Source organism: Pseudomonas sp. H3(2019) (genome assembly GCF_007713465.1).
In the GTDB taxonomy this organism is placed as follows: Bacteria; Pseudomonadota; Gammaproteobacteria; order Pseudomonadales; family Pseudomonadaceae; genus Aquipseudomonas.
Genome location: NZ_VMSG01000018.1, coordinates 41,244 through 67,035, shown reverse-complemented (window position 1 = coordinate 67,035; position 25,792 = coordinate 41,244). Strand labels below are relative to the sequence as shown.

Genomic DNA, 25,792 nt, shown 5'->3' with positions numbered 1-25,792 from the left:
GGAGCACGGTTGCCCCATGGATTTTTTTGGACCCCATCTTTTCGCGTATCTGATCGCGCTCATCCACTCACTGGGCACGATCGCCGCCATTCACGCCGTATTGACCGTCAGGACCGCTCAAGGCTCGATTGCCTGGGCCTTGTCGCTGGTGTTCATACCTTACCTGACGCTCATACCTTATCTGGTCTTCGGTCGCAGCACCTTCGACGCGTATATCAAGGCTCGTCGACAGGCCAACGAAGAAATGCGCAAGGCCATCGCTGACCTGAACTGGCGTCCGTGGATTGAGGAAGCGCTGACAGCCCGCGCTTCCAAGGCCTACACCTCGTTGCGGGCGATGCCGAAGCTGGGGCGGATGCCGTGCCTGGCAAACAATCAGGTGCGCCTGTTGATCAACGGCCAGGCAACCTTTGATGCGATTTTCGAAGCGATCCGTGCCGCCCGCGAAGCCGTGTTGATTCAGTTTTTCATCATCCATGACGACCAACTCGGCCGACGCCTGCAAACCCTGCTGATGGAAAAATCCGCGGAAGGCGTCGCTATTTACCTGCTCTACGATCGGATCGGCAGCCACTCCCTGCCTCATAGCTATGTTCAACCCTTGCGCGATGCCGGGGTGCAGGTCGAAGCGTTTGCCACACGCAGTGGCTGGCTCAATCGGTTCCAGGTGAACTTCCGTAACCATCGCAAGATTGTCGTGGTCGACGGTGTGCAGGGATTTGTCGGCGGACATAACGTCGGTGACGAATACATGGGCCAGAAACCACCGCTGGCACCCTGGCGCGATACGCACATTGCCGTCAGCGGTCCCGTGGTTGCGTGCATGCAGGAGTCTTTCGCGGAAGACTGGTTCTGGGCCTCCCGAAAACTGCCACCGCTGATATTGCCACAGAGCTACCCCGATGGCGGCGTGCTCTGCCAACTGCTGGCCAGCGGCCCGGCGGACCCTCACGAAACCTGCTCACTGTTTTTCGTGGAAGCCATCCAGTCCGCAACCGAACGCGTGTGGATCACCAGCCCGTATTTCATTCCCGATGAAGCGGTGTTTGCTGCACTACGCCTGGCCGTGCTGCGCGGTGTCGATGTGCGGCTTCTGTTGCCATCGCGGCCGGATCACCGGATCGTCTATGCAGCCTCCAGCCTGTACGCCTTCGAAGCCGTACGTGCCGGGGTTCGGGTGTTCCGTTACCAACCGGGCTTCTTGCATCAGAAGGTCGTGCTGATCGACAGTGAGATCACGGCCATCGGCAGTGCAAATCTGGACAATCGTTCGTTCCGGCTCAACTTCGAAGTCATGCTATTGACCGTCGACAGCGAGTTCGCAGGTTTGGTGGAACACATGCTCAACGACGACTTTGCTCAGGCCCACGAAATTGCCAAAGGCGAAAGCCGGAAGACCCACCGCCTGCAACAGCTTGGCATGCGGGTCGCCCGGCTTATCTCGCCGATTCTTTAAGGGTTGTAGATGTCGTCACGCGTCCACGGTAGCTCATGGCTGCCGTCGGCGTGGGTCTTGACCGCGAGGATCTGGTGCAAGTTGATCCAGCCCCGCGCGAACGCATAGGCGCAGCCCGCCAGATACAATCGCCAGATCCGCAACGCCTGCTCCGGAACTTCTTTGGACGCGGCTTCAAGGTTATCCTCAAGCCGCTCGCTCCAGTGGTCCAGCGTGCGAGCGTAATGCAGACGCAGACTTTCGACGTCAACGATCTCCAGCCCCGCTTCGCTGATCTCGGCCGAAATCATCGACAGGTGCGGTAATTCACCGTTAGGAAATACATAGCGCTCGATGAAATCGCCAGCGCCACGTCCGACCGGCCGGCCATCCGTGTGCTTGGCGGTAATGCCATGGTTCATCACCAGGCCGCCTTCACGCACGGCACCGAACAATGTCTTGCAGTACTCCGCCAGGTTGGCGTGCCCGACGTGTTCGAACATGCCGACACTCACGATCTTATCGAACCGCCCATCCTGAGGTAGATCGCGGTAATCAAGCAGTTGTAGCTCAACCTGATCCTGCAAACCTTCAGCGATCACTCGCTCCCGGGCCAATGCCAACTGCTCCTTGCTCAGGGTGATGCCAAATACTTTCACCCCGAACTCCCGCGCCGCATAACGCGCCAGCCCTCCCCAGCCGCAGCCGACATCCAGCAGGTACTCGCCGGGTTGTAGCCGTAGTTTGCGACACAGGTGGCGGAATTTTGCTTGTTGGGCCTGTTCCAGGGTTTCGCTGCCGGTTTCGAAGTAAGCGCAGGAATACGCCATGTCACTGTCGAGCCAGAGCTGATAGAACGCATTCGAGAGGTCGTAGTGATAGGAGATCGCCGCCGCGTCAGTGGCTTTGTCATGGACTGAGCGCACCAGTTGATTGTCGTCAGCGTCATCCAGCAATGCCTGGCTCCACTCATCACACACCCGGATCACATCGCTGATCGAGCCTTCGAGTTCGAGCTTGCCCTCAACGAAAGCGGCGCCCAACAGGTCGAGGCTTGGGCGAGTGAATTGAGACACTAATTGTGGGTCCTTGACCACAATCGTGACGCTGGGCGCAGGGCCCAGATTAATTTCATGGCCATCCCAGAGTCGCAAACGAAGCGGTAATTGCAGATTCTGTAAGGCCGGTGGTAATTGCGCGAGCATGAATAGTCCCCCTTGTTTCAGACGTCTGATTTGAGGGTAGACCATTGTGGAAAATTAGCTGGCTATCGATTTAATAGCCTTTTCCTATGAGTCACGACGGGGCAACAAACTGTCGAAAACCCACTGTTTCAGCCACGTGACGGCCTGAAGAGGTGCGCCCTATTCACAGTTGACTGTCAATTGTGCGCACAGTTCGGCAAAGCTCCAGCCCTCATTGACCAGGCGCTCAACTCTCTTCTTTCAGCTTCAGCAGCGGCTCCTGGAACCGTAACAAACGCCCGGCATTGCCCAACACCAGCAACGTGCTCAGGTTATGCAGGACCGCAGCAATCATCGCCCCTGCCGCTCCCAGCCAGCCAAACGCGGCGAACGCGACGATCGCCAGCGTCCAGCCCAGACCGATGATCACATTGACCTGCAAGGTCTGCCGGCACTGGCGGCTCAAGCGCACGCAGGTACCGAGTCGACGCAGATCGCTGCCGATCAACACGATGTCGGCCGAGGCCAAGGCGATGTCTGCGCCGCCCGCGCCCATGGCCACTCCGACCACGCCAGCCTTGAGCGCCAATGAATCGTTGATGCCGTCGCCGACCACCATCGGCCGGAAACCATTGTCGATTTCAGTCAGGACGCGGTTGAGCTTGTCTTCCGGCAAGGCTTGCGCCTCGACATCGCTGATGCCGACTTCATGGGCCAGGCTGTGGGCGACGCTTTGTCGATCACCGGTCAACAACAACTGCCGGCCAAGGCCCAGTTCACGCAGTTCTCTCATGGCAAAACGCGCTTCCGGTTTGACGCTGTCAGCCAGCAACAACCACGCGAGGAAACGTCCATCCAACGCCAGTCCGGCAATCGGCCCATCATGCTCCGGCACCGTCGAGGTGGCGATGCCCAACTGCGCAAACAGCTCGGGTCGACCGAGTGCAGCTTCGCCCTGCTCGGTCATCGCCACCACACCCAGGCCCTGACGCTCACGAATGTCCGACAGCAGCAGGAAATGCTCCTGAGTCACCAGCCCGGCCAACGCCCGACTGACCGGGTGGCTGCTGGCCGAGCCGAGGCTGGCGGCCAGTTTCAGCAACGTGCTGCGGTCCTCGACCGGGCTGTCGATCGACTGCAAACGCAACGTGCCGAACGTCAGGGTGCCGGTCTTGTCGACCACCAACGACGTCAGGTCCGCCAACTCTTCGAGGAACGCCGAGCTGCGAATCAGAATGCCGTGGCGCGCCGCCACCGCGATCCCGGCAATCGCCGTGGCCGGGGCCGACAGCACCAATGCACAGGGGCACGCGGCAACCAGTACCGCGAGCATCGCTTGCGCATCATTGGTGACGAACCAGGTCACTGCGGCCAACAGCAACACCAGCACCATGTAGCTGCCGGCATAGCGTTCCAGCAAACGGGTGATCGGTGGCTTGGAGCGCTCGGCACTTTGCATCAGTGCAATGACTTTGCCGAGGGTCGATTCGTTGCCGGTGCGGGTCACTTCCAACCGCAGCAAACCATCGAGGTTGATCGCCCCGCCGAACACTTGCATGCCGACGGTGGCTTCAAGTGGCACCGACTCACCGGTAATCGGCGCAGTGTCCAGACTCGCTTGACCGGATAGCACCAGCCCATCGGCCGGCACTCGATCGCCTGCGCGCACTTCCACTATGTCTCCGGCCTTCAACGCAGCGTTGTCGATTTCGATAATCGAGCCATCGGCCTGAACCTTGCGTGCGTGACTGCGCGTCAAACGGCCCAACGCGTGAATCGCTTCCTGAGAGCCAATCACGCTGCGCTCTTCCAGCACGTGGCCGAAGATCATGATGATCGGCAACAAGGCCGCGGTCAGCAGATCGCCCGTCGCCCAGGCGCCCATCATCGCCAGAGCAATCAGTTGATCGGTGATCCCGTGCAGGCTCGGATAACGCAGGCTGTACCAGGCCGAACGCATGACCGGAACGGCTACCAGCAACGAAGCCAACCCAAGCAATAACTGGCTGACACCGGTTTGCTCCGGAGACAACCAGCGCCAGACCAACCCCAGGCCGAGCAGGCCCAAAGCAAGCATTGCCAAGGTCAACTGGCGTGCAGCGCTGCGTTGTTCAGCCGTACTCAACATGCTTGGCGCGGCGGCGGTTTGAGTTGTCATTGTTCGGCTCCCTGAATGATCAGGCGGGAATCGTCTTTAGGGTTGACCGTCGTAACCGAGCCGGCCTGACCGAGAATTTTCGGCATACGCTCGCGATAGATCCGCAGGAGCATTTCCGGGTCGCTGCCCTTCTGCTGCGCCTGTGCCAGGCTGAGCACCGTGGCGGTGTCAGCCGACGCTTTGGCCAGGCGTTCGCTGGCTTGAGCGTGAGCGACTTGCAGTGTGCGGTCAGCTTGTTGGGTCGCGGTCTGAGTGAGTTTTTCGGCTTCAGTACGTGCGTTCGCCACGGCTTTATCCGCCTGCTGACTGGCGGTCAGTACCGCGTTGAAAGCATTGACCGCAGGTTCGGGCAGACTCGATTGCACGTCGACCCGGGCGACCTCGATACCCAGTCCCTGCCCCGTCGCGGCTAACTCTGCCAAGCGTTGATTGATCCCTTGCACCAGATCACCGCGCAGACGTTCGCGCCGTTCGGCGGCCTGATTATCGGCACCGATCAACTCCGGCCGAGCGACCAGAATAGTGTCCAGGTCTCGCGCAGCCGTCAGCGCCACCGCACTGCGAGTCACCAAGCGGTCCAGCGCCGGTAGCACATGCTCACCTTGCAGGACGAAGGCGTAAGGCTCGGTCACTTTGTAAAACACCCGAACGTCCAGTTGCACCACGCCTGAATCGCCAGTGAGCAAATACCCCGAGCCGGCGAGTGCATCGCTCAGTGGAGCGGCGAAACTCGCCACACGCTCACCTTGCAGCGCAGCATCAGAACGCAGCAGATTTTCCACCCGCCGTTCGATCACTCGATCCGCTGCCGGCAACAAAATCACCTGCTCGAACGGACGCGGCCACGCCAACAGCAAGCCGGCGTTCTGGATACGATCCAGTGCTCCGAAGTGCAACACCACGGCGCGATTCTGCGGATCAATCTGCCGCACATTGGAGAAAGCCCAGGCCAACGCCGCCAACACCGTTACCGCGTAAAGCGCGAGAAATGTCAGGCGCCCCGCCTGAATCCACGGGCTGTCGAGTTCATTTGTTCCACGTGGAACCACACTCATGGCTGCGACCCAGACTTGTTATCCAGCGTCGGCGGTCCATCGACCAACACTCGAAATGGCGCTGCATCGGTACGCAGAATCAGCTTTGTGCCCGGTTTCACCATCGTGTCCAAGGTGTCCAACGAACGCAGCAAGTTGTACAACTGCGGCGAACCCGCGTAAGCCTTGCCATAGATTTGCGCGGCTTCAACCCGCGATTGGGCCTCGATATCCGCAGCCTTCACCGTGGCGTCGGCCTGGACGATGCGCGCATCGCGCTCGGCGGCTGAACGGATTTGCGCCGCCTCTCGCTTGCCGATGGCGGTGCGTTCGGTGGCAATGGTTTCACGCTCGGCGCGCATACGATCGACAGTGGCGGTCAGGGTCACTGACGGCAATGTCAGGCGTTCGATCCCCACTTGCAGCACACGCACGCCGTAAGTGGTCAGCAGTTGCTGATCAATCTGCTTGCGCAGTTGTGCCTCGAAATCAGCGATATGCACTTGGTTGGCGTCGGTGTTCACCAGGTTGGCCAGGTCGAAACTGCTGGCGGTGGTTTCGAGCGCGGAGCCGACAAACGTACGAATCTGCCGCGCAGCTTCGTCCGGCTGGTTCTGTACCGCTCGCATGAAGCGCTGCACATTGTCCGGATCACCCTGCACCTGCCACGCAACATAGGCCTGAACGATGATCCGCAAACCATCGCGTGTGCCCACGTCCTGCAAACCGCTGGAGGTGGTGCGCAGTCGCAGGTCGACCGGTATCGCCGCCTCGAACGGTGTCGGCCAGCGCCAACCGAGGCCAGGTTCGAGCAGTACCCGTGAAGGATTGCCGAAACGGGTAATCACCGTCGCCTCGCCCGAGCGCACTTGCACCAGGCTCGCCGTCGCAATGGCAAACAGCACCAGCAGCGCCGCCCAGCCCATGCGTCGCCACGGGAACGGGCCCGCCTCTTGCGGGTCGCCATGGTGATGATGGTGATGGCCGTGATGATGCCCGCCATGGTCGTGGCCGGCGTGGTCGTGATGATCATGCGGCTCGTGGGAATGCGACGGACTCAATGGGCGGCTCCTGACTGAACGGGTTGACGTGACGGCGAAGTGTCAGTCGGTAAGGTGGCGGGTAACGTGTAGTTGCGTAAGTCGATGGTCGGCGTACTGTTGCCGCCCAAGCGATGATCGAGGACCAGTACTTTGGCGTTGGCTAATCCTTGGCTCAGTTGTGCGAAATATTGCTCCAGCACAAAGGCTCGACCGGCTACGGCGTAGGCTTTGCGTTCGGCAGCGAAACGCAGGTCATCGGCCTGAGCCGTGGCGTTGACTTCACGGGCCGTGGCCAGCGCATGGTCATGGGCGACACTGGCCTGCAATTGCGCCTGATTGGTCTGCTCGGCAGCCGCACCACGCTCGCGCGAGATCAACGCTTGCGCGCCGATCTGCGCAGCTTGCACGCTGTGATAGGCGTTGGCAGCTCCGGCCGGAGGGTGAATGGCTTCGACGACCGTGGCGAGAATTTCCACGCCACTGTCGAGTTTCTGCAAATCAGCCTGCACTGCACGACCAATGTCTTCGGCGAGCCCTACCCGATCTGCGCCAAGCAAACCGTCGAGGGTCCGCGAGGCAAAGTCGTGTACCAGAATCCGGCTCGCGGTGCTGCGAATCAGTGTTGGTACATCGGTGCTGTTGTAGGTCGCCGCCAACGCGGCCTGATCGCTCAAACCGATGCGGTAGACAAAACGCACGTCCATGTTGACGATCTGGAAACTCTGTTTATCGTTGCTGCTACTGGCAATCACCTGGGACTTGTCATTCACGTGGCTGGCGTCCCACAACCGGTTGGCAATCGCCGGCGCGGGCCCTTCCGCAGGATCGGCCACCGTCGCTGCTGGCGCGTCACCGACGCTGGTTGCCAATTCGTGAACCACGCCATTTTCGACGCTCAGCACCCGCCCCAACGGCCAAGGCAGACCAGCATGCAAACCCGGGCCAAACACCTGCACCGGCTTGCCAAAACGCTCGTAGATCCCCCGCCCTTGCAGCGGTATTTCGTGAATCCCGGTGAGCAGCCAACCCACGAACAGCACCACGGCCAGCACAGGCAAGAAGGCCCGACGCATGTAAGTGAAAGCCCAGATCTGCCGCAGATCGATGCCAAAGCGGTTATGCAATTCGTGCTGCAACGCCAACAAAGGTTGTGGCGGCCAGCGCAACATGTCCGCGACAAAACTGCGCGCCAGCAACGTCGGTTCGAGCAGATCGCGACGAGGACTGAACAACGACAGTGCCGCACGCAGCAACAATTCTACGGCGACCAGTCCCGGCAGTAACCCGATCAACACCGCCAGACGCGCCGGCCAGATAGCCGTTTCGCTGCTGAACAACAGACAGAATGCGCTGATCACCAGGCAGATGATCGCCACGCGAGTGAGCTGCGCCAACTGTCCGGCTTCGGGCCATTCGGCGGGATTTTCCTGGGCCAGTTGGCGCTCGCACACCAACAAACCGAACGCCAGCAACAACGACAGCGCCGCCCCAACGCTGGCCGAAAGGCCCAGTGCAGCAGCGGGTAATGTCAGGCTCCAGAATTGTTCGAGGCTGAACATCACCAGCAATGACCAACCGGCCAGCCACAACGTCGGCGCGCCGATCTGCGCCAGCAATCGAATCCAGCGCTCACCCGCTCGCGCCAACAGTCGCTCATACCAGCCGAGCGCCTCGGTGGGTTCGGTCTGTTCCGCAGCCAGCACAACCACCGGTTCAACCAGCGCCCGCGCCCGCCATTGGGTGATCCACCAGGCCGATTGCAGACCGGCCACCACCACGATCAACGCCGAGGACTGACTGACCAATAGTGGCGCCCAGAGCGATTGTGGTGCAAACAGCCCGACAAAAAACGCCAACAACAATCCTGCGGTTGCGAGACTCGCCAGGCCGATACCCACCCGCTTCAACCGACGACCGTGAAACACCGCCTGCTGAAAACGTGGCAGTCCTTCCACGTTCGCTCCCTCAGCCTCCAGATCGACTTGCATACCACCTCAGTACTTGTTGTTACGTGAGCCAGGCCTGTGGATAAGTCGTCAGGCCGTTGCATTTTTTGAAAATCGTTACGATATAACGATGGTAGTGATTTTTTGGCTCCCCGCCCATCGCCCAACCGGCACAAATGATGAAGCAGAAAGGTAAAGCGTAGCCGGGCTGCGCAGGGCATCAGCTCGGTAAATGCCCCAGCGGTAATGGCCCAGGGGTTTTCACCGTGTGAATCGCAAAGTTGCTGCGTATATCACTCACACCCGGCAACTTGAGCAGGCTGCCGGTCAGGAAGCGCTCATAACCGCGCAAGTCCGGCACCACCACTTGCAGCAGAAAATCCGATTCGCCTGACACCAGAAACGCTGAAATCACCTCAGGCAATGCCGTTACCGCCAGACGAAACGCTTCGGCCTCTTCGTCGTTGTGGCGCTCGACCTTGACCCCGACAAACACGGTCAGCCCCAGCCCCACTTCGTCGCGGTCGAGATTGGCTTGATAACCGCGAATCACCCCGGCCTCTTCCAGCATTCGCACCCGGCGCAGACACGGCGAAGCCGACAGGCCGATCTCGTCCGCCAGTTGCACGTTGCTCAGGCGACCGTCGCGTTGCAGCGCGGCAAGGATTCGGCGGTCGTAGGCGTCCAGTTTCATGGTTTGGCAGTTCCCGACTGTTTTTATTCATTGATTGGCAGAAGCTGCCAAGTCTAGCCGTTTCCGAGAGCGACTACGCAAGCACCTGCCCTGCCCATCGGCCCTAGACTTTGATCACCGAATCGCTAACGAATGGGGTGCAGCATGGCAGAGCTCTGGATGTTCTTTTTGGCCTTGGCAGTGGTTTACCTGTTGCCCGGGCCGGACATGATTCTGCTGCTGCAAACCGGTGCCAGGCAGGGCAAAGCCGCCGCGCTGGCCACCGCCATCGGCCTGGCGATTGCCCGGGGTTGCCACGTTGCGCTGGCGGCGCTGGGCCTGGCGACGCTATTCAAGGCTGCACCCTGGACCTTTGAAGTGGTGCGTCTGGCCGGCGCGGCCTACCTGCTATGGCTGGGGATTCAATGCTTGCGCTCAAACATGCTGCCGAACCTGAACGCCAACGGTACAGCCGCTGCGAAGCTGGCGTGGCGCGGGGCGATCCAGCGCGGCTTGCTGACCAACCTGCTCAATCCCAAGGCGCTGCTGTTCTGCTCGGTGCTGTTGCCGCAGTTTATCAACCCGCAGGCAGGGCCGGTGCTGACGCAGTTCGCGACCCTGGGCGTGTTGCTGGTGGTGGCCGGTTTGCTGTTCGACAGCGGTTACGCGCTGATCGGTGCCTGGCTCGGGCGCTGGCTGGAACGCAGCCCCTCGGCGCGACGCGTGCAGCAATGGCTGTTTGGCAGCCTGCTGATCGGTTTTGCACTGCGCCTGACGTTCGTTCAGCAGGTTTAACGATTGGCCTTGCGCTTGTGGCGATTGATCAGCCACAGGGCGAATGCCGTGAACACCACCACAGAGCCCATCTGCAGCCACTTTTTATACGGCCGCAAGGTTGAGCGCACAGGCTCAAGCGCCTGGGTTACATAACGTTTATCGGCGCTCTGAAAGTCGGGAAATGGGCATTGGTGCCCGAAATGAAATGCCCAATCCACATACGGACCTTCTTTGACGTAACGTTGATAGAAAGCCTTTTCTTCCTCAGGACCGGTGCCCATACCTGCAGCCATGCAGAGCACCGCCGCAAACGCCTGACTGCTGTGGGGCAACAGGTCAGCGGCTTTACTGGCCAGGCCCGTGGCAACATAGCGGTAGTGAAAGCGTTCGTCCGGTTTGGCGGCGCTGGCCTGCTGGCGTTGCACCTCACCTTCGGTGATCAGCGGCCCGACTTTTAGCTCAGTCATCTCAAGGCTGTAGTTGCCGTCGAACGTGGCGTAATCCGGAGCCATTTCGTAACCCAAAAGCTCCATTCCCTGGTCGCGAGCCAGCAAGGCTGCGATGAAATAGTCCCTCGCTCTATGACTCGGCCACCAGCCCGACTCGGCGGCCCGGCGCCGGAGGCCATACTCTTTGGCCAACGCTTGCAACTTGGGACTATCAAAGTACGTCAACGCTTCGTCATAGCGCTCCTCACGCAGCAACCGACGCCCGAGCAAGTCGCGCAAACGTGCCGCGATCGGTACCGGTACATAGCGCTCACGCTCCTGCTGGGTCAACGGCGTGAGCGCCGGCACCTGGCGGTCGACAAACTGTTTGAGTTCATCGACCGTCAGCACCCGCTCCGCGACGACAGCCGCGTCCTCCCAGTAGAGATCCTGGCTGCGATACAGCTGCTCAAAGGCTTGCAGATAATCACCACGCTCCAGCGCCAGCAGCGCACTTTCACCGTCGACCCGGCAGCCGGGTTTGAGCGTTTCGTAGTCGCCGCTGGACGCCCTGCGATCGCCCCAGTTTTCATCCTGCGGGAAAGCTTTGGCCGCCTTGGCGTAGGCGCTGGCAGCCGCCGTCTTGTCACCCTCACGCAACGCCATTTTGGCTCGCAGCCACCAGGCCAGGCCGCCGTCACCGGCATGTTCGAGCAAGGTTTTGGTGGTGGCGTAATCACCGATCTGATAATTCAGCGCCGCCAGGCGGTCAGCGTTATCCAGGCTGCCAACGGTGCTCTGGACCAGCGACTTGATCATTTTTTGTTCAGCGGGCGGTTGTTCACCGTACGACCAGCCGACATGGCTGATCAACGCCGCCGTGACCAATTGCTGCACCGCTTTGCCTTTGAGCACCTCGTTGAGCTGCGCCTCCGACATCTCGCCCAGTTCATTCATCAACTGCTTGAGCGAGCTGTAACCGACTTGCGAGCCTTGCAGGCTTTGGGTCGCGTAAAGCTCGACGGCAGTGTTCCAGTCACCCGCCAGACGTACCAGCCGCGCTTCTTCACCAAGGCTGGCGACGCCCAACTCCTGAGGATCGCTGAAACCCTCGATACTCAACTGGCGAGCCTGCACAAAGGCCTGCCGGGCCTGTCGCAGACTCTCGCGACGCCCAGCTTCGTCGAGGTCATTGGCCTCCTGACTGATGGCGAACAAGGCCCGTCCCAGCGAGTAAGCCGCCCAGGTGCTGCGCAACGCACGCTGATCGGCCGGCAACGCCAGCACTTTGCGGAAATACTCTGCCGCCACGGCATGTTCGCCCGCGTTGAAGGCCACGGCACCGGCGGTGTACAGGCTGAGTTCGGGCGGCAGGCTCGCACCCTCGGCTTGCACCTGTTGCGCATCCTGAAGCGTTCGCAGCTGCGTCACCTGCGCACGCTGGGCATCGCTCAAACCCGTCTGTTCAGCCGTGTTTCGCGCCTGCGCATACAGATCATTGTCAGCGCCGTAAACGTAGTCGACCGTCATGACCTGCGCAGGCTTCAAACCGGCGATGGCTTTGCCCAGGCGGTTCACTTCGAACCGGAAGCTGCCTTCCGGCAATTCACCCAGGGTCTGAGCCCGGTCGCCGAGCAAGCGCAGCGGAAAATCAGGCCCACAAGCCATCGCGGCGCCCAGCGGCATGCAGAGGCTTAAAGCGAGCAATTGACGCGGCCAGTTACGGATAGACATGTGAGCTTCCTTGATCAATTTTTGTGCAGCGCGCCCAACCCAGGGGGCGTTCGGCATCCGCCAGTAAACGACCGTCCTGAAGGCGGGTAAAGCTGAGCTGTCCGGATGTTTGTTTCACGGCATAACCGTTGACCGCTTCAACCGTATCGCAGTCAGTGACCGCCAGCGTCACGCGCTCGGGCAGACTACCGTCGAGGTTGCCGCGATTGCTCACGGCAATGTCGTACAGACCGTCATGGCTGGAAAGGGTCAAGTTGAGCTGACTCACCAGCCGATCACCCCGCGCCACTGCCCGCAACGTCGCCAGGCTCCAGGCGCGTCGGTCGCCCTTGAGCGGCAGACGAAACCAGATCAAACCGGCCAGATGGGGCGGTGGCTCGGCGCGCAATTGGCTGGCGAGTTTCGATAACTGGTGCGGATCAGCCAGCAACTCACGGCGCTGCCCAACGCGTTCTAAAGGCACCTCGCTTTCGACTATTGGCGCCCCGCCGTCCCCCGGCAGCAATGCGATACCGTAGGCCGGCAACGCCAGGTAGAAGGGTTTTGCAGTGATCCGGCTCCAGCGTCCGGCCCATTGTTTCGCCTGGGCCGGATCAAACAGGCCACGTTCGGGATTGCTCACTGCGTGCACCTGCAACACGCTGCTGTCGACCACTGCCAGCAACCCCGGCAGTTCGGGACTGTCGAGCCAGGCCGGTAGCGCGGTGATGCTCAGTTTCAACGTGGCCGGCAACACGTTGCGCAACCCGGCGAGAAACTCACGGTAGGCCGATAGGCGCGCCGTGCCGGCATCGTGGTCAATCTCGATGCCAGCCAGCGTCAGGCCCTGAGCCTGCCAATCGGCCACTACGTGCTGGATCTGCGCCGTGACTTCGGTTTGATCCAGCGACTTGAGCTGGCCGTCGAGTCGAATCACCGCAATCAGTGGGCGACCATCACTTTTCAATAGCGCCGGGTTTATTCGCGCACGACGCCAGCCAGCCTGTGGATAAGTCTGCAGGGCCAACACCCGCAACGTCGAAAAGTCCCTGCGCGATTGAGCCAGAGCGTCGTCATGGGCATCGCTCCATTGCCGCTGCCAGACGTAAAGTTGTTGATCGAGCGGCGGCGCGTCCTGCTGCTGGCAACCGTTGAGCAGCATAGCGGCTAGTACCAGCGTGCAACGGACAAAGAATATCGCAGACATTAAGGAATGGAACTTTTGGGGACGGCCGTGCGCCGACCCCACATGGATTGCGCTTAACTGACTGACACTAGCCACTCAGAATCGCTTTTTCGCTACAAGCTGATGTCGAGCCTGCCTCACTCTTTCACCGCGCCGGGGAGAATGTCAGGCGTTGACGGGCGAGGCGGTTGGGGGGCTGACTCAGTTTCCAGATGTGCCAGTTTGCGCCGGGCGATTTCCGCACCCCGGCGGCGCAAGGGTGTTTCGATGAAGCGGTAGTTCAGCTCAGCGCATACCAGCATGATTGCCACCGCTGTCAGTAGCAGTTCGGTGGTGAAACCCTGAGCAAGTGTAAGTCCTTGTTCCGTGGCAACCCGCGACCATATTTCAGTGCTCAGGTGATAGGCAAACACATGAATCACATACAGTGCGTACGAGCGCGAGCCTAGCCATTCCAGCACAAGAGACAGTGGCGAAGGGCTGAACACATAGCCTTTCTGGTAGCTGGCCAACCAAACGAGAATGACCGACACGATCGCGACCAGGCCGTATGCAATCGGTGTCGAACTTAATTGCGCACCCGCGGCACCGAGCATGTAAAGCAAGAACAGAGTCACACCCAGACGTTTGAGCAGGCTACTGCGCAGGACTATCGGTTCCATCTGTTTGTAGAGGTCGGTGCGGGTGAACATGCACAGTAAAATGCCCCACATCATGGCATCCAGACGGAATGAAAACAGCATGGCCGCCGGGGCAGGAGCGAACATGTTGCGATCAAGACCGAACTGCGCAGCAATCAGCAGCAGCAGCACGATGACTCGCCAGCGCTGCGAGGTAACCAACAATAGGAACAGGGGGAAAATGAAATAAAACTGCTCTTCCAGTGCCAGACTCCAGTAAACGGAATTGGGACCCAGCAACATTCCATATTGATTCGCGAGGTTACCGCTGAAGGTGGCAACTGCTGTGAAACTGCGAACGTTGTTGAACCAGGAATCAAACGCATTGGATTGGTTATAGAAAATCGAAAAGAACAGCGGAATCAGTACCCAGAGCCAAGCTGTAGGCAGCAGTCGGTACGCACGCCGCAGCCAGAAGGTAAAGGTCGCAAGACCGTAGCTACCCTGTTGCCGGTGTTTGTCGAAGTAGTCCAGATAACTTTTGCTTACAACGTAGCCTGAGATGCAGAAAAATAAATCCACCCCTGACCCCATGGCAAACAGATTGAACACACGGGAAAAAAAGTCTTTGTAGAACGGCAGCAGCATCGACAGATGCGCGAAGAGGGTCAGGCCAATCGCCATGCCGCGCAGGTATTCGATTTCCAGGTTTTTCTTGCTACTCATCGAACGCTCTACATTCATTATTGGTTTTCATCTGTGGCCGCCAGTCAGCTTGATTGACCGGCATTTGTCATTCGGGCGCCTGGCTGCTCAGCGCTAGGCAGACAGCGGCTTGCGGGCAATGATCACCTGACTTTTTGCCACGGCCGCATCCAGCGCCTGCTTGAGCTGCGGACCACGTGGGGAGTCCAGGATCAGCCGCCACATTTCAGCCCAGTGATTGAGCAGCGGATGATCGGCATTGTAGAGATCGACCTTGGTCTCCCAGAACAGCAACATCCACATCGACCAGTAGAAGCCGAACTGGCTGTGACTGATCACTTCCAGGCCGGCATCACCAACCATCTGCTTGAACTGCTCTTCGCCGATGACCCGAATGTGATTGGGCTTCTGGAAATATTGCTCGGAGGCAATGTCCTTCTGCAGGTGTTCAGAGCTGGGGTGGGGAACACTGAGCAAGTACAAGGCGCCAGGCTTGCCGACCCGCACCAGTTCCGCGAGAAACTGCGCCGGGTCGTCCACGTGTTCGATCACTTCGGTGGACACAATGCGCGTGGCAATAGCGTCAGGCAATGGCAGCGGGTTGCAGTCCGTGACATAGCATTCGACATCACGCGCCGGGGTGTCCTTGAGGCGCTCACCGGTGGCGGCAATCTTCGCCGCGTCTATGTCAGCGACAATGATTTTCGCGCCGCTCATCGCACAATAACGCACGTTGCCGCCGTCCCCACAACCGACGTCCAACACCGTGTCCTCAGGGGAAATATCGAACCCGGTAAACAGCTCGTGAGTTTGCTGATTGAACCAGCCACTGAGCATGGCATCTTCCAGGCCCAGCTGGTAGGAGTCGACCTTGGGCGGGGTGGGTGCCGCAACTTCTGCCTGCATCGGAGCGGTTTTTTTGCCCGCCGTAAGTTTTTTCAGAAGGCTCAGCATGAGGTGGCTCCAGTGTGGGGGTCGCTGCTTGCGTAGGGTTTACGGGCAATAATCACTTGGCTTTTGGGCATGAATCCGTCCAGCAACTGTTTGATCGCCAGCCCATCGGGTTGCGCCAGCAAGTCCTGCCAGGTACGTGCCCAACTCTCCATCAACGGTGAGTACGGCGGCGTGATCCGGTCACGCACCGCCCCGCCCAGGTCACGCCCGGCCGCACGTTCGCTGGCCCAGAAGAAGATCATGCCCATGACCCAGAAAAAGCCTGTGGCCTGACGATGCTCGATCACCAGCCCAGCGTCTTCAACCAACGCGGCAAAGCGCTCCGGGGTAAAGATCTGTACATGGTTGGGTGACTGGAAATAGCTGGCCGGTGCGATGCCCTGCTGCAAATGCTCACCTACCGGCGCCGGCACACTCAGCAGGTACAACGCGCCGGGGCGTCCCATGCGCACCAGCTCGGCCATGACCGGCTCGGGCTGATCGATGTGCTCAAGCACTTCCATGCACACGACCTTGCTTGCACAGCCATCGGCCAAGGGCAGCGGCAGGCTGTTGCTCACCAGCCCCAGGCTCGGCTTGTCTGACTGGGCTTCCACTTGCCGGGCGAGGTCGCGGACCTTGTCGTGCTCGCTGTCGGTGAAGATCACCGACGCACCCTGGCGTACCGCAAACAACGTCGCCACACCTTCACCGCAACCGACGTCCAGCAAGGTGTCGTCCGTCGTGATGGCGAAACCCTTGAGCAACTCACCGCTGTCACCCGAAAACCAGCCGTCGAGCACGGCGTCGTGCAGACCCACATCCCTGGGCGAAACCGGGCTCGGCACAATCGGTAACGGTTCGGATTTCACCGCAGGAAACAGGCGTTTCATCAGTGTGCGGATCATGCCTTGGAGGTTTCCACGGCAGACACCGGACGGGCCTTGAACAGCCGAGCAAAAAAACCTTCAAGGCGTTGTTCCGCGGTCGCCTGGCTGCAGAAGGTTTCGAGACTGGCCACCGCATGGGCGGACATCTGCGCGTAGCGCCCGGGATCGTCTTTGGCCACCTCGTAGCTAGCCCGGTAAGCCCTGCACAACGACGCCCAATTGGTGACGTAACGCAGGGTGCGGAAGGCCCTTCGCGGGTCGTGAGGCCAGGCGGTCAGCTCATCGGTGGCATCGATCAGGAAAGCGTTGTCGACGTCCAGGTAATCGATCATCGCCGTGGTGCGTGGCGCCACGGCCGGTTTGCCGCAGGACATGAACTCCATCAACGGCAGACACTGGCCTTCACCGTAGGAGGTGTTCACCACATAACTGGTAGCCTGAACCAGACGCTCGTAGTCCGCATCCGCGAGGTAGCCATAAATCAGTACGATGCGGCAGCGATAAGACTGGTTTTTGTACAAGTGGTGAAGAATGTCGGTCAGTGCTTCTTCAGCATCGTGGTGGGTCAATTTGAGCACCAGCGTCGCGTCTTCCACCTCGCGGAAGGTCACGCAGAAGGCACTGAGCATGTCTTCCCAGTTCTTGCGCCCGTCACTTGGGTTGAACACCGAGGTGTAGATCACTCCGTCGAGGACTAAATCATGCTCGCGAGCCGGCGCCTGGAAATCGATACCTTTGCCGGCGCGCAAATGCGCAGGACCAAAGGCACGCAGGTCGAGATGGCGACTGTCTGCCAGCAATCCCTTGATCTTCAATCGCACCTGACGGGCCAGCGGCTGGCGCTGTAACTGTGCACCCCGCGAGGCAAAACGGTCCCACACCGGCGCGGGTACTGCCACGATCGGATAATCGGCGCCCATCGCCTCGCGCACTGCATTGACGGTGTAGCTGGAATGGGTGATCGCCGCGCCTGACGCCCGCAATACGGTACGCCAGTCATTGTGTGGATCACCGGCAAATGGCTCGCTGGGAATGGTACTGAACTCCCACGCGAACACCGCCAGGGTCGGACAAGCGAAGTGCACAGGTGTGCGATGAGGCGGCGAGAACGAAAGGAACACGCAGTCTTCCCCGCGGGACAGGCAGTCGAGGTACAGGGCATCGACTTCGGTCTGCGGGTCGCTGACTTCCACCACCGTCCCCAATCGCTCCAGCACCGGCCGGTATTCCTTGAGCACGAAGTAATAGCTGTACTCCGAGCGCCCAAGGTTCTGGGCGATGGTGTGCTGGTTGGTTTCCGAATGAATGATGATCAGCATGAGGCGTTATCCGTCACGGCTGTTGCCTGCGAAGTCAGCGGTGCCAACCCGAAAAAATCCGACAGGCGCTGTTGCACCGGGGCGAAAGCGCAGTAGTCGTACATGCGTTCGATGGCGGCGCGAGACATACGCTGATAATCCTGCGGTTGCTCCTTGGCCATTCGATAGCTGTTTTCGTAAGCCGTTTTCAATGAGCCCCAGTCCGGCCGATAGCGCAGGGTGCGGTAGATGATGCGACTGTCCTGAGGCCAGATGGTCAGCTCTTCGCTGGACTCGACCACGAACGCCACGTGCTCGTCGATGTAGTCCTCCATGGCGGTGTGGTCCGGGGCAATCACCGGTTTGCCACTGGCCATGAACTCCATCAGCGGCAGGCACAGGCCCTCGCAGCGTGAAGCGTTGACGTAGTAGCTGGCGGCTTCGTAGAGCCGGGCGTATTGCGGATCGTCCAGATAACCGTGCATCACCACCACCCGACAGGCGAACGGCGACAGCTGCGCCAATAAGGTCATCAGTTCGGTGTAGTAGGACGACAGATCGTTGTGGGTAATCTTCAGCACCAGCGTGGCGTCCTCGGTTTCCCGGAAGGCCCAACAGAACGCCGAGATCAGCCGATGCCAGTTCTTGCGACCGTCTTGAGGGTTGAACACGCTGACGTAGATCACGCCGTCCACCTCGGTTTCGACCTGGCCGGTGGTGTCGGGATAATCGATCGGGGCAGGCTCGGGTGCCACTATCGACTGCGGGCCGGCGATGGCCGGCAGGACCCTCGCCAGTCGGTAATGGGCAGCGTCCGATAAAAGATCGCGAATCCCCTCCCAGTACCACTGGCTCAGGAAATGCGTGCGATGGACCGGCACCGGTTGCGCCTTGCCCAGATCCAGCGTCCACAGGCGCAGGTAATGGCGAGCAATGATCAAACGGCGCTTTAGCGTCAGCGGTGGCGGCCGTAAGGCCTCCAGTTCCGCCAGTTGCTCGGCGGTCAGCGGCACAGGAATCAGCGCATCGGCAGACAGCCCGAGCGTGCGGCTATCGAAGATGCAGCCCTTGATGTCGAGGGTCGAGCCCAAGTTGACTGGCCTGCTGGAGAGGCGGCTACGAATGGCCGCGAAGTTTTCCCATAGTGGTGTCGGTAAGACCAACACCGGAAAGTCTTCGCCCATGGCCCGACGAATCGCCCGGCCGGTGTGACTGGAGAGCGTGATCACCCGCCCCTGGCGCGCGAACATTTGCGTCCAGTCCTGTCGCGGATCGTTGTCCCACTGCTCATCGGGAATCGAGTCGAACTCCCAGGCCACTACACAGATCGTCGGGCACTCAAGGTCGTTCGGGGTTTTCTGCGGCGGCGTGAAGGACAGGAACAAGCTGTCTTCGCCGACGGCAAGCAATTGTCGATAGAGGAGGTCGACCTCGGCAGTGGAGGACACCACATGCACCCGCCCAAGGCTTTCGAGCACCGGGCGATACGCCTTGAGGACGAAGTAGTAACTGTATTCGGGACGACCGAGGCTCTGGCTGATGGAACTGTCGTTGACGTCCGAGTAAAGAATGAAATTCATGGCATCCCACGATGAAACTGCCGTCCCGGCAGTCTCACTCTATGACGGCAAAACGACGGAGCGAGTTGGCATTTGCCGGCCCTCGTCCATCGTCTTCTTGCCTGTCTACGTTCTTGTTTTAGTGGTCAGTTTCGTGGGGTTCAGAACACCCCTGCCGAACCCTGGACAATCGTGACGAAGGGGCATTCTAAACATATCCGATGAGCATTCGTGAACCGTCCGGCGAGAATAAATCAGGCGACTCAAACGAGAACTGACCGGTCACGGTGGGACTTATTGAAATTGCCGCGCAATTGGCACAGATTGGCGACCAAACAACTACAACAACGACTTCGCATACCAGACATTTCCGAGAAAGCAGCCTCTTGCTTTCCGGTTTTACCTAGCAAAACTGGGGTTGCCGAAGTTTGCTCATTGAGGGGGCTGCTGCTTGAAGAAGCGTCTGTTCGTTACGGGGCTGAGTGGATTCGTAGGACGTCACATCCAATCCCGTCTGAACTCTTCTGACTCGGGTTGGGAATTGTCGCCCGTCCCATCCCGTTATGACCTGTGTGAACCCAAAAGCCTCGACGGCCTGTGGCCGCATATGCCGGATGCGGTGATTCATCTGGCAGGACAAACGTTCGTCCCCGAAGCCTTTCGCGACCCGGCTAAGACTTTTCAGGTCAACCTGCTAGGCACCCTGAACCTGCTGCAAGCCCTCAAGGCGCGGGGCTTCAACGGTACTTTCCTGTATGTCAGCTCCGGCGATGTCTACGGCGGGGTCAGCGAAAGCGCCTTGCCGATCGACGAACGCCAGCCACCCTGCCCGCGCAACCCGTATGCCGTGAGCAAGCTCTCGGCGGAAATGCTGTGTCTGCAATGGGGCATGACCGAAGGCTGGCCCGTGTTAGTCGCGCGTCCCTTCAACCACATCGGCACCGGGCAGCTGGACAGCTTCGTCATCGCCAGCGCCGCCCGGCAGATCTGCCGGATCAAGCTCGGCTTGCAAGCGCCTGAACTTGAAGTGGGTGACATCGACGTGACGCGCGACTTTCTCGATGTCCGCGATGTCGTATCGGCCTACCTGGCATTGCTGGCGTGCGGTACGCCCGGGCAGGTCTACAACATCTGCTCCGGGGTCGAGCAGAGCATCCGCTCCGTGATCGAGCAACTGACAGATCTGGCCCAGATCGATATGCAACTAATTCAAGACCCGACGCTCCTGCGCCGTGCAGAACAGCGCCGTGTCTGTGGCAGCCATGCCAAGCTGCACCATGCCACAGGATGGGCGCCTGAACTTACAACACAACAATCCTTGCCCTTGCGGGCGATCCTTTCCGACTGGGAGTCTCGGGTACTACAAGAATGACAAAAAGTGCACTGATCACAGGGATCACCGGTCAAACCGGGGCCAAGCTGGCACTGCAAATGCACCACCGCAACGAACACTGGGTCGTGGTCGAAGGCATGGCCAAGGTCACCAACAATGGCTCGGGGACACACCTGATAGCCAAAAACGAGTCCACCTTCATTGCCGCCAGGCACAAGCATCGTCTGGAAAACCCGGGGGTGATCGATCTGGTGATCATTGAAGTGCAAAGCGGTGAGTATCTGGGGGGGACGATATCGTCCGCTTCGAAGATCAATACGGCAGGACGGTCTGAATGTTGCTCAATTTGTATCGCTCGCTGTGGAGCTACCGGGGTTTCATCCTTGGTAGCGTCAAACGGGAGTTTCAAGCGCGTTATCGCAACTCGCTGTTCGGTGCGCTCTGGACCGTACTCAATCCGCTGTCGATGATCGTCGTCTACACGGTGATTTTTTCCCACATCATGCGCGCGCGATTGCCTGGCGTGGACGACGGTTTGGCCTACAGCATCTACCTGTGCGCCGGCTTACTGACCTGGGGCTTTTTTTCCGAGATCACCCTACGTAGCCAGGGCATGTTTCTGGAAAACGCCAACCTGCTGAAGAAGATCAGCTTTCCGCACATCTGTCTGCCGGTCATCGTGCTGTTCAATGCCGGGATTAACTTCGCGATCATCATGGCGCTGTTTCTCGGTTTTCTGCTGATCAGCGGTCGCCTGCCAGGCATGGCATTGCTGGCGCTGTTACCTCTGGTTGCCCTGCAAATACTGTTCTGTGCCGGCCTTGGGATGATTCTTGGGGTGTTGAACGTGTTCTTTCGCGATGTCGGGCAACTCTTCGCCATCTGCCTGCAATTCTGGTTCTGGCTCACGCCGATCGTCTATCCGCTTGCGATCCTGCCCCAGCCAATCCAGCGCTTGCTTGAGCTCAACCCCCTGACCGCGCTGATGACCAGCTATCAGAACGTATTCCTCTACGGCCAATGGCCGGTCTGGAGTTCGTTGCTGCCGATGCTGGTCATCACGCTACTGCTGTGTGCCATTGGCCTGCGGCTGTTCCGCCAGCGAGTGGGTGAAATGGTGGACGAACTCTGATGGGACATATCCGCGTAACCGGCCTGGGCAAGGCCTACAAGCAGTACCAAAACCGCTGGAGCCGACTCTACGAATGGATTGTTCCGTTCTCGAAACCGCGCCATCACCAGCAATGGATCCTGCAAGGTGTCGAGTTTGAAATCGCGCCGGGGCAGGCCGTTGGTATCGTTGGGGTCAATGGCGCCGGCAAGAGTACCTTGCTGAAGATGATCACCGGTACCACACAGCCGACCTGCGGCAAGATTGAAGTACAGGGCAGCGTGGCGGCGCTGCTGGAACTGGGCATGGGCTTTCATGCCGACTTCACGGGCAGGCAGAACGTCTTCATGGCCGGGCAACTGCTGGGCATGCAGGTAGAAGAAATCGAAGCGCTGATGCCACAGATCGAAGCATTCGCCGAGATCGGCGAGGCCATCGACCACCCGGTGCGCACCTACTCCAGCGGCATGCAAATGCGCCTGGCCTTCAGCGTCGCCACCGCCCGCAGACCCGACATCCTGATCGTCGACGAAGCGCTGTCGGTGGGCGATGCCTACTTCCAGCACAAGAGCTTCGAACGTATCCGCAGCTATCGCCGGGCAGGCACTACGCTACTGATCGTTTCCCATGATCGCTCGGCGATCCAGTCGATCTGCGACACCGCAATCCTGCTAAAGGATGGCCACATGGCCATGCACGGAAAACCGGAAGAGGTGCTCGACTACTACAACGCCATGATAGCCGAGCGCGAAGGTCAGATCGTACGCCAGGAAATGCTCGCCACCGGTCAGGTACAGACCGTTTCCGGAACCGGTGAAGCCGGCATTCTCAGTGTTCGCATGCTCGACGAGCGTGAACGCTCGATCGAAGTCACCGAAGTCGGCCAACCGGTGGTACTCGAGGTTCAGGTCGAGGTTCGCCAGGATATCGAACGCCTGGTACTGGGTTTCATGATCAAGGATCGATTGGGTCAACCCATGTACGGCATCAATACCCATCGCCTGGACCAAGCCCTCACCAACTTGAGGACCGGAGAACGGGTAACCTACCGGTTTGCCTTCCCCATGCACCTGGGCAAAGGCAACTACTCCGTGGCACTGAGCCTGTCGCGACTGGATTCGCACCTGGACCGCAATTTCGAATGGCGCGATTACGGCCTGGTGTTCCATGTCATCAACAACCGACATGAGGACTTCGTCGGCTGCTCGTGGCTGGGAGCGAAAACCACCATCACTCGCACAACCGCACAGATTATTTCGGAGACTACACCATGACTCGCCTGTTGATAGAGTGTACCCATGTGTTCCAACACCCCAAGATCAATTCGGGCATTCAGCGGGTGGTGCGCAACGTCATCAATCAGTTGCCGGAAACCGTGGACAGCGTGCAATGCATTCCCGTGGTGATGCTCAAGGGCAAGCTCTACCGAGTGCTGAAGCTGGCCCCTTTGAACATTCCGTTGTTCGATGGGCTAATGGAGTTCGCCGGGCGCCTGGAGCGCCTGGCGCACCGCTACCGCCAACTGCACCAACGTTTCGAAAAACGCTGCACTTCGCGATGGACCCGGCGAGCGCTGTATGTGGCTTACCGCCTCACGGCACTGGCAGGTTTCAGCGTTCCGTTGCGCCTGATTGACCAGATCAACCAATATCATCTGCCCAAGCGTTGCTCACCGTTGCAACACCAGCCGGGGGATCAACTGGTATTGCTGGATTCATCCTGGCACGCGGATTCCTTTCCGTTGGCCGAACAGCTCAAACGCGACGGCGTAGGTATCGTTCCGGTGATCTACGACCTGACTCCCCTGACCCACCCGCACTTCTACGACACGCGGCTGGTGCAGATTTTTACCCAGTGGTTCGACTGGATCACCAAAACCGCCGACGGCTATGTAGCGATTTCCGCCACGGTGCGCGATCAGGTGCGTGAGGAGGTACATCGCAGGGTCGGCCCGGCGAAAGCCGACACATTGTGGTTCGACTATTTCCACCTCGGCTCTGAACTGGACCTGAGCGAAGCCACCGCCGCCGTGGAACCGCGTCTGAGCCAGTTGTTCACAACGTCGGAACCGGTGTTCCTGATGGTCAGCACCATTGAACCGCGCAAGAACCACGACTATCTGCTGGACGCCTTCGAGCTTGCCTGGGCTGCCGGCTCCAAAGCCCGACTGTGCATTGCCGGCAGAATCGGCTGGAAGTGCGATGCCCTGCTCGCCCGCGTGCGTGAACATTCGGAGCTGAACCAGCGGCTGTTCATGTTTAACGACCTGAGCGACACCAGCCTCGAATATGCCTACTCCCACGCCAGCGCACTGGTGTTTCCGTCCTACGTCGAAGGTTTCGGCCTGCCACTGGTGGAAGCGATGCAACGCGGTTTGCCAGCGATGGGCAGTGATATTCCCGTGTTCCGCGAGATTGGCGGTGAATTCATGGCCTACTTCGATCTCGCGTCCCCGCAAAGCCTGGTCGATCTGATCACCCACATGGAAAACACCGGAGCCTTCCCGGCCGCGCGCAAGGTGAGCGAATGGCGCTGGCTCGGTTGGCGCGAGGCCAGTAAGCAATTGGTTGAGCACGTTCTGCGCAACCTGAAGCAGTCCCCGGTGACCGTTGAGAAGCAGCATGCAGATTGCCCTTAACGCACGAATTCTCCAGGCCCCCCGAACCGGCATCGGCCACTATCTGGCCGAGCTGATCAGTGCCCTGGCCCATGATCCGGACCTCGAACTGTCATTGTTCCACGGTTGGGGTTGGAGTTCGTCGCTGCCAAAGGCAACGATGCCCGGTTACTCACGGCTCACACCGTTGCTACGGCAAATCCCCGGTTCTTACCAGGCGCGGCGCTGGCTGGAGCAACGACGCTTCGACCGAGGGCGCTCGGCGACCATCGACCTCTACCACGAACCGAGTCTGTGGCCCCTGGCATTCAAGGGACCGACCATCATGACCCTGCATGACCTGACCCATCTGCACTACCCGTCGACCCAGCCCGCAGCGCGGTTGCGGGAGATAGAACGCCGACTGAGCCAGGGCGTGCAGCAGGCCCGCCTGATCCTGACCGACTCGCAGTTTGTTGCCCAAGAGGCTCAGCATTATTTCGGCCTTGGACCTGAGCGCTTCGTGGTTGCCCCGCTGGGGGCTGCGGCGCGTTTTCATCCGCGTTCCAACGCATCGCTACAGCAGGTGCTGCAACCTTATGGGGTAAAACCACAGGGGTACTTCCTGTGTGTTGGCACCCAGGAACCACGCAAGAACCTGTCGCTGGCCTTGCGCGCCCACACTGAACTGCCCGAGACATTGCGCCAGCGTTTTCCTTTACTGGTGATCGGAATGGCCGGATGGGAACGTCGCCAATTCAGCGATGAACTGAACAACGCCTTGGCAGCCGGTCATGTTCGCCTGCTCGGGTATTTACCCGATGAGCATGTCGCTCAGTGGGTGGCTGGCGCCCGAGCACTGATCTTTCCGTCAGTTTATGAGGGCTTCGGCCTTCCGGTGCTGGAGGCCATGGCCAGTGGCACGCCAGTAATACTGACTCGACGCTCGGCAATGCCGGAAGTCGCGGGCGCTGCGGGAAACTATATTGAGTCTGATGATTTGCACGGTTTGTGCGCGGCCATGAGCCATCTGGTCGAGGATGAAGCGCATTGGCAGACATGCCGAGAAGCGGGGTTGCAACAAGCGAAGCTTTTTTCCTGGGAGCGTTGCGCGGCGATAACAGCTCACGCCTACCGTCAGGCTTTGGGAGGTTGAATGTACGTACTCCA

Annotated in this window: 20 protein-coding genes and 2 pseudogenes; 8 read left to right on the top strand and 14 right to left on the bottom strand. The window is 59.7% G+C overall.

Annotated elements, in window-relative coordinates; all coding sequences use genetic code 11:
- Nucleotides 1-16 precede the first annotated feature (16 nt).
- Nucleotides 17-1,456 carry a cardiolipin synthase gene (gene cls / locus FPT12_RS18530; RefSeq protein ID WP_145018264.1) on the top strand — a complete coding sequence of 480 codons (1,440 nt, stop codon included), beginning with the start codon at nucleotides 17-19 and terminating at the stop codon, nucleotides 1,454-1,456.
- On the opposite strand, the gene cfaB is transcribed toward cls, so the two are convergent.
- From cfaB to FPT12_RS18495, 7 genes and pseudogenes are all read right to left on the bottom strand, one after another.
- Complete coding sequence (gene cfaB, locus FPT12_RS18525; RefSeq protein WP_145018261.1) at nucleotides 1,453-2,640, bottom strand: C17 cyclopropane fatty acid synthase CfaB; 1,188 nt, start codon at nucleotides 2,638-2,640, stop codon at nucleotides 1,453-1,455. The two genes, cls and cfaB, sit on opposite strands and share 4 nt — an antisense overlap.
- Before the next feature lie 84 nt (nucleotides 2,641-2,724).
- Nucleotides 2,725-2,862 (bottom strand): annotated as a pseudogene (locus FPT12_RS28035) (DUF2063 domain-containing protein); the annotation flags it as partial.
- A gap of 4 nt (nucleotides 2,863-2,866) precedes the next feature.
- On the bottom strand, nucleotides 2,867-4,777 hold the full coding sequence (locus tag FPT12_RS18515; RefSeq protein WP_145018258.1) for a cation-translocating P-type ATPase: 1,911 nt from the start codon (nucleotides 4,775-4,777) through the stop codon (nucleotides 2,867-2,869).
- Nucleotides 4,774-5,832 (bottom strand): protease modulator HflK, encoded by a 1,059-nt coding sequence (gene hflK / locus FPT12_RS18510; protein WP_145018255.1) that lies wholly within the window; start codon nucleotides 5,830-5,832, stop codon nucleotides 4,774-4,776. The genes FPT12_RS18515 and hflK (FPT12_RS18510) overlap by 4 nt, the downstream gene beginning before the upstream one ends.
- On the bottom strand, nucleotides 5,829-6,872 hold the full coding sequence (gene hflC, locus FPT12_RS18505; protein ID WP_145018253.1) for a protease modulator HflC: 1,044 nt from the start codon (nucleotides 6,870-6,872) through the stop codon (nucleotides 5,829-5,831). The genes hflK (FPT12_RS18510) and hflC overlap by 4 nt, the downstream gene beginning before the upstream one ends.
- A complete protein-coding gene (hflK, locus tag FPT12_RS18500) occupies nucleotides 6,869-8,842 on the bottom strand; it encodes a protease modulator HflK (protein WP_145018250.1) in 1,974 nt (657 codons plus the stop codon). Before hflK (FPT12_RS18500) ends, hflC begins: the two co-directional genes overlap by 4 nt.
- Nucleotides 8,843-9,020: 178 nt before the next feature.
- Nucleotides 9,021-9,494, bottom strand: a complete 474-nt coding sequence (locus tag FPT12_RS18495) for an Lrp/AsnC family transcriptional regulator (protein WP_054594814.1) — start codon at nucleotides 9,492-9,494, stop codon at nucleotides 9,021-9,023.
- A 144-nt stretch (nucleotides 9,495-9,638) separates the two neighbouring features.
- Here FPT12_RS18495 and FPT12_RS18490 point away from each other — a divergent pair, with 144 nt between their 5' ends.
- A complete protein-coding gene (locus tag FPT12_RS18490) occupies nucleotides 9,639-10,268 on the top strand; it encodes a LysE family translocator (protein WP_145018247.1) in 630 nt (209 codons plus the stop codon).
- Here the strand turns inward: FPT12_RS18490 and FPT12_RS18485 are convergent.
- The 7 genes from FPT12_RS18485 to FPT12_RS18455 form a co-directional block, all read right to left on the bottom strand.
- Complete coding sequence (locus tag FPT12_RS18485) at nucleotides 10,265-12,412, bottom strand: hypothetical protein (protein ID WP_145018244.1); 2,148 nt, start codon at nucleotides 12,410-12,412, stop codon at nucleotides 10,265-10,267. The two genes, FPT12_RS18490 and FPT12_RS18485, sit on opposite strands and share 4 nt — an antisense overlap.
- Nucleotides 12,399-13,598: a DUF3142 domain-containing protein gene (locus FPT12_RS18480; RefSeq protein ID WP_145018241.1), complete on the bottom strand. Its 1,200-nt coding sequence runs from the start codon at nucleotides 13,596-13,598 to the stop codon at nucleotides 12,399-12,401. The genes FPT12_RS18485 and FPT12_RS18480 overlap by 14 nt, the downstream gene beginning before the upstream one ends.
- 116 nt (nucleotides 13,599-13,714) lie before the next feature.
- A complete protein-coding gene (locus FPT12_RS18475; RefSeq protein WP_145018238.1) occupies nucleotides 13,715-14,923 on the bottom strand; it encodes an acyltransferase in 1,209 nt (402 codons plus the stop codon).
- A 93-nt stretch (nucleotides 14,924-15,016) separates the two neighbouring features.
- Entirely contained in the window at nucleotides 15,017-15,856 is an 840-nt protein-coding gene (locus FPT12_RS18470; protein WP_145018235.1) for a class I SAM-dependent methyltransferase, read from the bottom strand.
- On the bottom strand, nucleotides 15,850-16,743 hold the full coding sequence (locus FPT12_RS18465; protein WP_145018232.1) for a class I SAM-dependent methyltransferase: 894 nt from the start codon (nucleotides 16,741-16,743) through the stop codon (nucleotides 15,850-15,852). Before FPT12_RS18465 ends, FPT12_RS18470 begins: the two co-directional genes overlap by 7 nt.
- Nucleotides 16,740-18,044 carry a glycosyltransferase gene (locus tag FPT12_RS18460; protein WP_145018229.1) on the bottom strand — a complete coding sequence of 435 codons (1,305 nt, stop codon included), beginning with the start codon at nucleotides 18,042-18,044 and terminating at the stop codon, nucleotides 16,740-16,742. Before FPT12_RS18460 ends, FPT12_RS18465 begins: the two co-directional genes overlap by 4 nt.
- A complete protein-coding gene (locus FPT12_RS18455; RefSeq protein ID WP_145018226.1) occupies nucleotides 18,038-19,603 on the bottom strand; it encodes a glycosyltransferase in 1,566 nt (521 codons plus the stop codon). Before FPT12_RS18455 ends, FPT12_RS18460 begins: the two co-directional genes overlap by 7 nt.
- Nucleotides 19,604-20,033: 430 nt before the next feature.
- Between FPT12_RS18455 and FPT12_RS18450 the strand changes: the two genes are divergently transcribed.
- From FPT12_RS18450 to FPT12_RS18425, 6 genes and pseudogenes are all read left to right on the top strand, one after another.
- Nucleotides 20,034-20,954, top strand: a complete 921-nt coding sequence (locus tag FPT12_RS18450) for a GDP-mannose 4,6-dehydratase (RefSeq protein ID WP_145018223.1) — start codon at nucleotides 20,034-20,036, stop codon at nucleotides 20,952-20,954.
- Between the two features lie 44 nt (nucleotides 20,955-20,998).
- Nucleotides 20,999-21,249, top strand: a pseudogene (locus FPT12_RS18445) (mannose-1-phosphate guanylyltransferase/mannose-6-phosphate isomerase); the annotation flags it as partial.
- Entirely contained in the window at nucleotides 21,250-22,047 is a 798-nt protein-coding gene (locus tag FPT12_RS18440; RefSeq protein ID WP_145018220.1) for an ABC transporter permease, read from the top strand.
- The gene (locus FPT12_RS18435; RefSeq protein WP_145018217.1) at nucleotides 22,047-23,300 is read left to right on the top strand and encodes an ABC transporter ATP-binding protein; all 1,254 of its coding nucleotides are present in this window, start codon (nucleotides 22,047-22,049) and stop codon (nucleotides 23,298-23,300) included. The genes FPT12_RS18440 and FPT12_RS18435 overlap by 1 nt, the downstream gene beginning before the upstream one ends.
- Nucleotides 23,297-24,664: a glycosyltransferase family 1 protein gene (locus FPT12_RS18430; RefSeq protein ID WP_145018214.1), complete on the top strand. Its 1,368-nt coding sequence runs from the start codon at nucleotides 23,297-23,299 to the stop codon at nucleotides 24,662-24,664. The genes FPT12_RS18435 and FPT12_RS18430 overlap by 4 nt, the downstream gene beginning before the upstream one ends.
- Nucleotides 24,648-25,778 carry a glycosyltransferase family 1 protein gene (locus tag FPT12_RS18425; protein WP_145018211.1) on the top strand — a complete coding sequence of 377 codons (1,131 nt, stop codon included), beginning with the start codon at nucleotides 24,648-24,650 and terminating at the stop codon, nucleotides 25,776-25,778. The genes FPT12_RS18430 and FPT12_RS18425 overlap by 17 nt, the downstream gene beginning before the upstream one ends.
- Nucleotides 25,779-25,792: the final 14 nt, after the last annotated feature.

Coding starts and splice junctions, on each gene's coding strand:
- cls (WP_145018264.1), top strand. CDS start 17: ATGGATTTTTTTGGACCCCATCTTTTCGCGTATCTGATCGCGCTCATC.
- cfaB (WP_145018261.1), bottom strand. CDS start 2,640: ATGCTCGCGCAATTACCACCGGCCTTACAGAATCTGCAATTACCGCTT.
- FPT12_RS18515 (WP_145018258.1), bottom strand. CDS start 4,777: ATGACAACTCAAACCGCCGCCGCGCCAAGCATGTTGAGTACGGCTGAA.
- hflK (WP_145018255.1), bottom strand. CDS start 5,832: ATGAGTGTGGTTCCACGTGGAACAAATGAACTCGACAGCCCGTGGATT.
- hflK (WP_145018250.1), bottom strand. CDS start 8,842: ATGCAAGTCGATCTGGAGGCTGAGGGAGCGAACGTGGAAGGACTGCCA.
- FPT12_RS18495 (WP_054594814.1), bottom strand. CDS start 9,494: ATGAAACTGGACGCCTACGACCGCCGAATCCTTGCCGCGCTGCAACGC.
- FPT12_RS18490 (WP_145018247.1), top strand. CDS start 9,639: ATGGCAGAGCTCTGGATGTTCTTTTTGGCCTTGGCAGTGGTTTACCTG.
- FPT12_RS18485 (WP_145018244.1), bottom strand. CDS start 12,412: ATGTCTATCCGTAACTGGCCGCGTCAATTGCTCGCTTTAAGCCTCTGC.
- FPT12_RS18480 (WP_145018241.1), bottom strand. CDS start 13,598: ATGTCTGCGATATTCTTTGTCCGTTGCACGCTGGTACTAGCCGCTATG.
- FPT12_RS18475 (WP_145018238.1), bottom strand. CDS start 14,923: ATGAGTAGCAAGAAAAACCTGGAAATCGAATACCTGCGCGGCATGGCG.
- FPT12_RS18470 (WP_145018235.1), bottom strand. CDS start 15,856: ATGCTGAGCCTTCTGAAAAAACTTACGGCGGGCAAAAAAACCGCTCCG.
- FPT12_RS18465 (WP_145018232.1), bottom strand. CDS start 16,743: ATGATCCGCACACTGATGAAACGCCTGTTTCCTGCGGTGAAATCCGAA.
- FPT12_RS18460 (WP_145018229.1), bottom strand. CDS start 18,044: ATGCTGATCATCATTCATTCGGAAACCAACCAGCACACCATCGCCCAG.
- FPT12_RS18455 (WP_145018226.1), bottom strand. CDS start 19,603: ATGAATTTCATTCTTTACTCGGACGTCAACGACAGTTCCATCAGCCAG.
- FPT12_RS18440 (WP_145018220.1), top strand. CDS start 21,250: ATGTTGCTCAATTTGTATCGCTCGCTGTGGAGCTACCGGGGTTTCATC.
- FPT12_RS18435 (WP_145018217.1), top strand. CDS start 22,047: ATGGGACATATCCGCGTAACCGGCCTGGGCAAGGCCTACAAGCAGTAC.
- FPT12_RS18430 (WP_145018214.1), top strand. CDS start 23,297: ATGACTCGCCTGTTGATAGAGTGTACCCATGTGTTCCAACACCCCAAG.
- FPT12_RS18425 (WP_145018211.1), top strand. CDS start 24,648: ATGCAGATTGCCCTTAACGCACGAATTCTCCAGGCCCCCCGAACCGGC.